We start from the raw sequence: 11,115 nt of genomic DNA, 5'->3' as shown, positions 1-11,115 counted from the left end.
AACGGTGCCATCCACATCCGTGGCCACCGGCACACGGCTGTTGAGCACCGCGTTTTCACCCGTGCCCGTGCTGTCATCGGTCGCCACAGGACCGTCATTGCTGCCCGTCACCGTGATCGTCACGGTCTGGGTGCCGCTCACCGCACCGAAGTCGTCGGTGGCGGTGTACGTGAAGGTGACAGCTCGCGTGTCGCCATCAGCCAGGTCATCAAAGGCGCTTTCCGGATCGAAGGAGTAAGTGCCGTCAGCGTTAAACGTCAGCTTGCCCGCGGTGACATCCTCCACTAACGTGTAGCTCTCAACGGTGCCATCCACATCCGTGGCCACCGGCACACGGCTGTTGAGCACCGCGTTTTCACCCGTGCCCGTGCTGTCATCGGTCGCCACAGGACCGTCATTGCTGCCCGTCACCGTGATCGTCACGGTCGAACCACCACCATCCGTTGTCGCAACGGCAAAAGTCTCGGTCAAAACCTGACCATCACTAAGCTGATTCAGCGCACCCTTGGCTGTATACGTCCAGGCACCATTGCTACCAATACTAAAAAATCCATAGGCGCCTTCGGTGTTACTTTGCGCAACTACGGTAGCCGCATTTACATCTGCATCCGTCACTACAAGCGCGCCACTGACACTAAGCACTGCATCGCTTTCGGTCAGCGCAACAGCGGCACTCGATAAAGTAGACACGCTCTCCGGCGCCACCGGAGTAACCGGAGTAACTGGAATAGCCGGAGCAATCGGATCTGCAACAACTGCCTCGTTTGTCTGAGGCACTGCCGTTAACTCAACTGGCTGCGTCTCAGGTGCAAGAACAAGCGGCTGGACCTGTTGCTCATTCCCACCCGCCTCCGCTGCGACTTCCTCTTGAGTCTGCGCAGTTCCGATACGCGCCCCATTTGTAGGTCCGGGTGCGCCCGAGCCCGACCCCGAAGAGGAACTTATACTATTCGCTGCAGACGTACCCTCACTGGATTGAGACGGAGTCGCTTGAGACTCGGGGGTGTCTGCAACCGTCACACTGAAAAGATCTAAGCCAGTGTCGTCTACCTCATTACCATCATTAATTTGAGGGGTATCCGCTGAATCACTATCAGAATCACTCACCGGTGAATCGCCAGACTGGGCAGGCGGTGCATTCGTTAGGTCTGTATTAGGGAGGTAAAAGCTTGGGCCGTCTTGAGAGCCAACTTGAGGAGACGCCACATTCGAATCCGCTCTCACATCCGTGACAGGCGCATCTGCAGTCTGATCGCCCTCAGTCGTTTGCTGAAGTGACGTCAAACTATCAAGTTGAACGGCATCCTGTGATTGCTGTGGGGTAGGTTTATTTTCGTCAGCCATTTCAGTGCCTTATCATTCCAGCGCGTCTCAAATTGAGACTTCTCTAAACTGGACTTTAATAGCCTGTTGGTACACCCTCAATACAACAAAAGGTTATATAACCTTAGTAACAATTCCTTTAAGATTAATTCAAAAACCGATCACGCAAAACCTCTGAATAACAGTCAACAAACTTCTTTCGGTCCGCATGAAACTCTCCGCAGCGCGAGGCGACTCTTGCGGTACGCCGACGCAGCTCGGAACCATCCATTTTGTAGGGTCCTTTCTGTGCTTCAAAAAACTTAGCCCGTTGATCGAAATACTGAGGCTCAAAGCCGGTTAAACCAAACTTTTCTACCTCACTATGATTGAGCCGATACACACCTTTCTGGGTATGGGCTTGCATGGCGGCAAACAGTTGGGGAGGCATGCCCATCTCTGCAAAATATGCCTGAGCATCCTGCTCAAACTTTTTTAGTGCCGCAGCCGCTTTAGGATTTTCACTGGCATCAACTTCTTTCAAAATCTTTCCATCGGGATTCGTCACAGTAATACGACCTCTGTGAATACCAACGGTATAAGGAGGAGCTCCTCGCACCACTCCGCTTGCAAGGATAAACATACATGCGCTTGAACACTGACCTGTTACAAAAATATGCGCCTTTGCACGCCGAAGCATGCGCCCAATTTCCATGGCGACCGCACCATCCCCTCCAGACGAATCCAACAACACAATCAAGCCAGCTGGAATCGGATCTCCTTTTGCAGCGGGGGGAGCCGACTTAAAGTACTCAAGTGTTCGTTTTGATATCCTGCCGCTAATTGTCATCACGACAACGTTGGCAGTGCGCGTGGCTGCTGGACGCTCTACTGGGTCTTCACGCGCAGAGGCGGGATCACCGAGAAAACAAACGATGACTATACAAATCTGGCTAAACAACAAGCTGATCTTCATCTGAGCCCTTAGCTTGATGAGCGCAAAGCCTCCGTATTGGGCACTGAAGATACGCCCGCTTCCGGAAGGGAAACCGTCAAGCTGTGAATAGCCTGGGCAGTCGTGAGGTCACGAAATTGAAAACCGCCGCCCGACTTAGGTGCGATCAACCCTGAAGCGGTCAGCTCCGACAGACAAGATTGAGTCTGGTGGTGCGGTAATCCGGCTTTGGAAACAACGTCATCGATTGGCTTGAGTGGATCGGTCGCAGCCGTCACGATCATCTGTTTGGAAACAACCGACAAACCATCCAAGAGCGCTTGCAAATCGGCACGTATCGCCTGCGGTAAAGCATGATGATCCAATGAGCGCATCTCAAACACTCTGGTAGGTGCATCGCTTTTCGGACGGGGGCCCAACAAACGGACAACTGTTTGCGCCTGTCCAACATCCATCAAGTTCGCGGCGACGATCAATATCGGACAGGACACTAACTGATTAACCCCCCGCTCACCCAATACACTCGCCAAGGCATCTAGGGCTTTTAAGCCATATACCTGAACCACCAGAGGCTTGCTTGCGCAGTCCCTGAGCATCGAACCCAACCTCTCGCCATCCGAGGCAAGCGTATAAACCTTATCGACCGGGGCATTGAGCTCGGCTGCCACCATCTCGATCTGACCGACAAAACCAGCCACGATTCGATCGCGGCGTGTCTGCACCGGCACTCGTAAACGCAAAACATTAAAGCCCCCCGAACACACGGCGGCATTGCCAATCGTGTCAATTAACGCAGTCGCAGCGGCAGGCGGCCATGATTCAACCGATACCCATTGCGCAACGCCATTCTGAACGGAGGCATAAATCTCGCCTAAAAAACCCATTCCACCCCAGCGCGGACGATTATCAAGCAGGGACTGGCCATATTGACCAATTGCGGAAACACTGCCCTCACGCTGGCGACCAATTGGCTTGTCTGAGGAAGCTTTGACCTTGATCCACTGCACACTAAGAGGAGCAAGACGTTGGGTCGACTCATCCGCAAGCGGTCGACCGAGCGGCCTGGCATGACGCGCCAAAATAGCCGCTGACCTGAAAGACTCGGCGCCCGTCAGTTGCACTGTCTTCTCAGCCACGACCTCGGGATGCGAGGCCACACCGATCCCGATTGGCCTCGTCAACAGCTCAGAATCACCTGCCCCAAAATGTTCGCGGCAATAATCGTCCGACCATCTCTGAATAGACTGCGCCAAATGCACAGCACGATCCGCATCATCGAGATGCGAGTACGGATGACCAAACCACGCTAAAAAACCACCGTAAGGCATTGAAACAAACTGACCATCCAAGGCTTCCGTAAACTCGGCAACAGTCTGGCGCAAAGATAACAAATATTGATCGCGCTGAACCAAGACCCCTGTGGAAATAGACGTCGCATCTGGTAGAAAAACAGCCACGACCGCGATCATTCTCCAGACATAGCCTGGTTTATGAATAGCAGCCTGTTTTGCGGGGCGCGTCCATCCGGACTCACGCCCCCTTGAGCGTTGTGCTTTGAGCAACTGGCTGGCCGCAATCACGGCTTTGGCACGATTCACAACACCGAGACGACGAAAGAGCACAAACAAATGCTGCTTCACCGTTCCTTGTTGAATACCAAGCTCCTCGGCGATCTCTTTATTACTTTTACCCTCAGTCAACAAAGACAATATCTGCTCTTGCCGAGGGGTCAGCGGCCGGGCCTTGTCCAAGTCACTCTCTACGCGCTTGTTCATGCTTTGATCTGCCTGATTTCGCTTGATTGAATATCAAATTAGCGCTCACGCATACCCTGATTCAGGGCAACGTAAATCGGACGAAGTAAATAACGCATCACAGACTGCCTATCCGTCAAAATATCCGCCTGGACAGTCATGCCCGGCTCAACTTTCTTGGTACGATCATCACCGACATACTCTTTGGGTACAGTGATATTGACCTTGAAATACGGGTTTTGATTCTCATCCAACACGCTATAGGGAGAGACCATCGACACGCGTCCGTCGATCGTGCCGTAACGCATAAAGTCGAATGTGCTGACCTTGAGCCTGACCGTTTGATCTTTCTTGACAAAACCAATGTCAACCGGCGACACCCTAACCTCCGCATGCATCTGACTGTCGACAGGGACAACGTTCATCAGCATTGCTCCGGGTGGAATGACGCCACCGACCGTACGAAACTTCAGGTCCTGAACAACGCCATTTGCAGGCGACAACACATCGACTCGATCCAGTCGGTCTTTTAATTTGGTCAATTGCTCTTGAGTCTGCACCAGTTCGTTCGACGAGGCGTTGAGCTCATCCATCTGGCTGCGTCTAAACCGCAGCAGTTCGGCCTCTGCCTGACTCAGTGCCCTCTGCGCATCAAGAGCCTGCACACGAGTTGCCAGTTTTTCCTCTGCCAGTTCAGTCCGGATTTTGCTGACTTCACGCAAAATTTTGATTTCATCCTTCTGCTGAGCGATTTGCTGCAAAGAAGTTTTAAGGGTGTGCTGTTGTTCCTGTACAGTTTCCCGATACGCCTGAGGCACTTCACTAAAATTTGCCGGACGTTCACCAATCAGAGCACGCAAACGCTCAACCTGCGCATACAGTCCCCAATACTTCGCGCTCAGGGTTTGATACTCAGCAGCGGCTTCCGTATCATTCAAACGCATCAACAACTCGCCTTTTTTAACAAGCTGTCCGTCCCTGACCTCTATGCTCGCGATCCGTCCGCCATCCACATGCTGGACAACCATCACCGAATCAACCGGCAGTATTTGTCCGGGTGCCAACGCGACAACATCGAGTTTTGCAAAATACGCCCAAACCAAAAACAATATCAGCGACACTGCCGCCAGATTGACAGTCGCCCTGAGATAAGAAGGTGGCGCAGCCTCCTCCAGCAAGATCGCTTTGGCGACATAGTTATCCGTACGATCACCCAGCACGAGCGGCGAGGCCGGCGCGCTATCGGGTTGGTAGGGTTCAGAATTTTTCACAGACTCTCTTCTCACAAATAATTGCGATACAAACAGACTCAAACATCAAGACGCTACAGGTTGTCTGAGCAGCGCATCAGGCGCACCACTCGCACGCAAATAGCCTTTGTCAAAAATCATTAGCGTATCCGCCAACTTGATATGACTGGGTCGATGACTAATAAACACAACCGTTGTATTGCCACGCATACTTTTTATAGTCTCGATGAATTTGCGATCACCCAGCTCATCGAGTCCATTACCAGGCTCATCGAACAACATGATGGGCGCGCGCGTTAAATACGCCCGCGCAAGCGACAGCTTCTGTTTAAGGCTTGCGGCCAACTCATTCGTGTTATCACCCACGCGATACTGAAGTCCCTGAGGCAAAGCAAGAACCTGCTCGAGCGCACCCGCCATCTCCAGGCACTCGTATAGATCGCCATCCGTTGCGTCTGGACGGGCCAGCCGGAGGTTTTGAGCAATCGTTGCCCGAAACAGTTGTATATCTTGCGGTGCGTAACCGATATACCGTCTTAAAACCAGCGGATCGATTTGGCGTATGTCGATATTGTCCAAAAGTATCGCGCCAGCTTGCGGTTGATACATGCCAAGGATCAGCTTGAGCAATGTCGACTTACCGCCCCCATTGGGACCCGTCATCGCGACGATCTGCCCGGGCTGAATCCGAAACTCCACGCCAATCAGGGCAGGATCCACTTTGATCGAATACCTAAACGACACGCGCGCAAACTCAATTTCACCTGCCAACTTTCGACTGCTGACAGGTTGCGAGGTTTCAATTCGCTCAGGTTGAATCCGCATCAGACTATCGATTTGCTTGACCGCCATCCCCACACGCCTCATTCTCGTCATATTGGTAAAGACCGTCTGAACAGGCGTCAACACTCGCCACATCAACATTAGCGAGGCAATCAACGCACCAGAAGTGACCGAGTGAGACCAAACCGCAGGCACTGTCGCCACAACAATCCCAAGCGCAGCAAGCATCATCAGGAAGTACGAGCTACTGACCAGCAAGGAAGAGAGTCGCTCAGACTTAAACGAAGCCATCGCGGCTGTAGCCGACACCTCACGGAAACGCTCGAGCCACAGCCTTTGCGCGTGACTTTCCCGGACCGCCCGCATTTTGACAATCAGTTCCACCAGAAACTCATCGCGCTCGGTGACTGCCTGGCTCAGCTCAGTGACAAGCGCCTGCGTACGACCTGAAAAAGTCCAGTACAACACGGCATAAATGAGAACCATGATGCCGAAAACAAGAAGAGCGATTGGATTGATAATCGACAGCGCCACCAGCAGGACAATCGTTGCAGGGGACTCCAGAAAGGTTGAAGCAAGCGGACCGATAAACATGTCACGAATGGCTTCAAAGCTCTGGATTCTCGATGTCTGGGCACCGACGGATGAACGCTCCGTAAAGGACGGCGACATCCGAAATACCTGTTGCAAGATACTGGCGCCAAACAAATATTCAATTCGACCTGCGATGTAGGCCAAAATATGCGCGCGATGACGCATAAACGCAAAACTCGACAACAACGCCAAGACCGCGCCAACAGACAGATAAAAAAGAGTGTCTTCCGCGCCAGTCGGAATCACCGTGCTGTAAACCACCATCATGAATAGCGGTCCCGCCATCAACACCAAACCCGTCACAAGCGCCGATAGCGTAGCCTGCCCAATCAAAGGCGCGAATCTTTTCAGCGCACGCATCGCCCAGGAACCGTTCTCAACCGTCGAGCGATCCACCTGCTCGTAAAAAAAGGCTCGCCCTTCAATATTCAGATCAGACACTAAGCGCGCTTCTTGATCCGGGTCATTTGCAACGCGTACCTGATGACCCGTCCGTCCAAGCACAATAAACGCCAGATCATGATCAGGCACAAATAAACAGGGCAACGAGCGCACTTCAAGCGCGCCAAGACGGCACCGAACTTCTTTTGGCTTGTAGCCAAGTTCAGCCATCGCATTCTGAAAACCTGACAGATCCAGAGCCTCTTCGAAATAAGGGAGTGACTCGGCGATTTCACGCGTACTGACCCGGGCATTGATCTGTTTCAGCAAAACAGTCAAACAACCTGCAAAATCCGTCCTGACTTTAAACTGCGCATCGACCATTTCACGCGCGCGATCCCATCTCAACGGATCAAACTCAGACTCCAACGCGTTGGGTAAAGGTTTGACTGTTGTAGAGGGAAGAGCGTCACCAAGCTGTGGCAAAGTCGTCTGACTTTGAGTATTTGCTGAGGGTAAGCTATCAAGCGCTGGACTCACCTCTGCAATCGGCTCATCCTGGGGTTCAGTTTGGCCACTCTCACTAAAGCGACCATTTCGAAGATAAATTGTTTTAGTTGCCAAACGCTTGTAAGACGGTCGCTGAGAGATCATGACAATCGTGACACGCCCGACCATCGACTGCAGATAACGTAAAAACAGGGTATCGCCCTCAGAGTCCATCGTGGACGTCGCGTCATCGAACAGAATCACCCGAGGATGGCCACTCAACGCTCGCACAATCGCCAAACGCTGTCGATAACCAGGCGGCATGGAATCAGTCGCCATATCTCCTACAGTCGAGTCCCATCCGCGGGGCATCCTGGAAACAAACTCACCCAAGCCAAGTCGCTTGGCAGTATCAAGCGCTAAATCGATGCGGTCATCATCAAAACTACTAATATTGTCGAGTAAGGATCCCTCGAACATCTGGGTTTGTTGCGATAGGTATGCCAAGGAATGGCCAAGCTCAGTCGAGCTCAAAAACTTGATATCTCGATGATCAATCAAAATCTGACCATCAAGCGGCTCAACCACGCCGGCTAGTAGTTGCAGTAACGTGCTCCGCCCTGATCCACTTTGACCTTCAATCAACAGGCACTCATTAGGCTCAATATTGAGTGACAAATTCTCAAATAAAGGCTTCTCAGCGCAGGGAAACCGGTAGGTCACATTTTGCAACCCAATACTCACGCCCCGTATCTCGCCCGGAACAACTTGCGTATCCAATGAAACGGCATGCGGTGGTTCGACCGGCAGCTGAGGTTGGGCCAGTTCGCGGGCGAGGTCTGCACGCAAAATTTTATCTTGCTGGTGTTTCGACCAGATGCCGCCCAAGCGCTGTAACGGCGCCAGAGAGCGCATCCCCAGCAACACACACGCTGCTAGCTCACCATTTGTCATATCCCCGTTGATAACAAGCCAGGCACCCAGCGCGACCGTCAGCACAGTCATCAACGGTGAAAAAATATTACCCAGACCGGAGGACATATCCAGCGCATAGGTCACCCGCGACATCAAGCGCGCGCAAGCCTCTTGCAAACGCTCATGACGCCGCAGCATCAATGCTTCCATGGTCATCGATTTAAGTGTGTGGATATTTCTAAGCGTTTCATTTAAAAAGTTTCCACGTCTAAGATCGGCTTCTTTTTGCTCCTTGACCAAGGCAGGAAAACTTTTACCGTGATGCCAAATGATCACTATAAAAACGGCATAGCCGGCGAGCAGTAATAAACCAATCCAAGGACTCATCACCGCCGCAATCAGCACGTACAGAAACGTGAAAGGCAAATCCATCAACTGCTGAAAAGTCTGACCAGAGTAATGATAGCGAAGCGTTCCAATCGCCTTGAACCGAGACATCACCGCCCCGGTACCCTTGCGCTCAAATTGATGGAGAGGCTCAGCCAACGCGCGCTCAGTCAGTGCCATCATTGCACGATATTCAAATCGCGCGGCCGTCCACGCCGTGGAATAAGAGCGCGCGATCCTCAGCAAGGTCTCGACAAAGATCGCCAGTAAAACAGTAATCGCGACCAGCCCAAGCGTATCGACAGACTCGTAGGGCAATATCCGATCGTAAAGTTGCAGCATCAACAACGGGAAAGCCAAGGCAAGTATGTTGATCGTGAAGCTCGAAGAAAAAATTGTGAACCACTCACCTGCGAAAGGCGACATCAGACTCAAAGACTCTTTGGCCTTTGGCTTCTCAGACATGGTTGCTGTACTTTTATTTGACATTACTTTTCTCAGCACTTGCCCGCCAACGCGCATCCGCCTCGGGGAGTTTGCCACCGCCCAGGCAAGGATCCTCGCCTAGACGTAAGCCGCCCCCAATTGCCTTGTAGAGGTCAACAGAGGCCCTGATTTGCTCAAAACGACCATTAATCGCCGCATCTTCAGCAGCAATCACAGTCCCCTGAACCTGGAATAATTGAACAAAATCCATCCCGCCGCGCTCGACCACCGTGACGCTGTACTCAGCAAGCTTGCGTGCACGCTGACGCGCATTATTCAGAGCTGCGTATTGACGAGCCGTCAGCGCCACCCCTGAGAGCCCATCTTCAACATCGCGCATCGCCGACAGCACGGTATTGGCATACGCCTCAAGCAACTCCCGATTTTTGGCATTGGCCAGCTCAACCTCAGACTTGCGCTTGCCACCATCGAAAACATTCTGAACGAGATTGGCACTTAGGTTATAAAAAAGGCTCTGCGGCGCCAAAATAGATGACAACAAAAAGCTGCCAAATCCACCCTGAGCGGAAAGTGCAAAGGACGGTAACAAATTGGCACGCGCCGCATACAAATCCGCCTGAGCCGACTCAAGTGCGGCCTCTGCGCGACGAATATCCGGTCGGCGACACAGAAGGTCCGAGGGCAAACCAGGCTGCACGATTGGAGTTTTAACGTCTTCGACCAAACCGCCCGTGAGCCTCAGCGCCGAAGGTGTCGTGCCGATCAATAAGGCCAGTCGGTTAATAGCCCGCTCACGCTGCAACCTTAAGTTTGTCAGCTGAGCATCCGTGTTGCTTTCCAAGACAAGCTGTTGGGAAACATCAATAAGCGTTGAATCGCCGCGATCCAATCGACGCTGTAAGTTTCTTCCCACCATTCGGATCGTATCCAGATTGCGTTCACCAACCGCGATCCGCTCCGTCAACGCCATCACTTGAAAATAAACTGTTACAACATCGCTGATCAAGCTGAGCGCGACAGCTTCACGATTAAACTCGCTAGCTAAAGCCAAAGAATACGCGGCTTGTGAGTTAAAACCTTTTTTACCCCAAAGATCGAGCTCGTAATTCACAGCCAATCCAGCCTGCCAGACAGGTTGACTGCCCCAATCGTCCGTGGTCGCGGCATACCCGACACCTTGACCAGGAGCCTGGTTTTTGTAACCGGCCGTCAAATCAACCGTGGGTGATTGCGCAGCGCGAACGATATTTGCCTGCGCACGCGTTTGCGCCACTCTAGCCACAGCAACACGCAACTCGTAGTTATTAGTCAAAGCGGTATCGACAAGCCCATCTAGCTCGGTGCTACCGAAATCTTTCCACCAATGCTCTTTTGGACGTGGAAGACTTTCATTCACAGGTCCGTTAAATGTTTTCGGTATCCACTTCACATAATCGGGTCCGTCCGGAGCATCGCCCTCTTCTTTTATGGGCGTTGAACAACCCACTAACATAGCAATCAGAAAAAAACACATGCACACAAAAACAAATCTACCGCGCCGCAGCACGAGACCAGCACCAAACAGCAGGTTGGTTGAATGTGTTGAATGCATGATGGAAGAAAAAAGACCGAAAGTTACAGCGCAACGACGTCCTAAGAGTTATAGAACCCAGTCTAGCTTTTATTAAAACAATGGAGAATCGTTATCGACTTGACAGGTACTATTTGTTGCAATGTCGAGACGGGATAAATAAGCCATTCTTAATGGTATCTTTATACCACAGCTATAAAGTAAAACCCCTATCCACTCTTAGCGATAGGGGTTTTTTCAAATACTCGCCCAAACTGAAGGTGTGCGAATATCTTAGTCAAAAAGACT

General features: G+C 51.9%; 6 protein-coding genes. All 6 read right to left on the bottom strand.

Features of this window, described 5'->3' with window-relative positions; all coding sequences use genetic code 11:
* A partial coding sequence (locus tag QWY27_RS12655) for a VCBS domain-containing protein (RefSeq protein WP_290198737.1) occupies window positions 1–1,344 on the bottom strand: 1,344 nt, incomplete at its 3' end.
* 124 nt (window positions 1,345–1,468) lie between these two features.
* Window positions 1,469–2,278, bottom strand: coding sequence for a hypothetical protein (locus QWY27_RS12650; RefSeq protein WP_290198736.1), 810 nt, complete (start codon window positions 2,276–2,278; stop codon window positions 1,469–1,471).
* Between the two features lie 8 nt (window positions 2,279–2,286).
* Complete coding sequence (locus QWY27_RS12645) at window positions 2,287–4,032, bottom strand: LuxR C-terminal-related transcriptional regulator (RefSeq protein ID WP_290198735.1); 1,746 nt, start codon at window positions 4,030–4,032, stop codon at window positions 2,287–2,289.
* 38 nt (window positions 4,033–4,070) lie between these two features.
* Window positions 4,071–5,282, bottom strand: coding sequence for a beta-barrel domain-containing protein (locus tag QWY27_RS12640; protein WP_290198734.1), 1,212 nt, complete (start codon window positions 5,280–5,282; stop codon window positions 4,071–4,073).
* Window positions 5,283–5,327: 45 nt separating this feature from the next.
* Window positions 5,328–9,299, bottom strand: coding sequence for a peptidase domain-containing ABC transporter (locus QWY27_RS12635; protein WP_290198733.1), 3,972 nt, complete (start codon window positions 9,297–9,299; stop codon window positions 5,328–5,330).
* A complete protein-coding gene (locus QWY27_RS12630; protein WP_290198732.1) occupies window positions 9,289–10,653 on the bottom strand; it encodes an efflux transporter outer membrane subunit in 1,365 nt (454 codons plus the stop codon). Before QWY27_RS12630 ends, QWY27_RS12635 begins: the two co-directional genes overlap by 11 nt.
* Window positions 10,654–11,115 lie beyond the last annotated feature (462 nt).

It is taken from the genome of Zwartia vadi (genome assembly GCF_030410375.1).
Taxonomy (GTDB): domain Bacteria; phylum Pseudomonadota; class Gammaproteobacteria; order Burkholderiales; family Burkholderiaceae_B; genus Zwartia; species Zwartia vadi.
The sequence above is the reverse complement of the archived record's forward strand: the minus strand, read 5'-3'. Positions and strand labels throughout refer to the sequence as shown.

Bases quoted from the DNA above. Each gene is read 5' to 3' on its own strand.
- QWY27_RS12650 (WP_290198736.1), bottom strand. From the start codon at position 2,278: ATGAAGATCAGCTTGTTGTTTAGCCAGATTTGTATAGTCATCGTTTGT.
- QWY27_RS12645 (WP_290198735.1), bottom strand. From the start codon at position 4,032: ATGAACAAGCGCGTAGAGAGTGACTTGGACAAGGCCCGGCCGCTGACC.
- QWY27_RS12635 (WP_290198733.1), bottom strand. From the start codon at position 9,299: ATGTCAAATAAAAGTACAGCAACCATGTCTGAGAAGCCAAAGGCCAAA.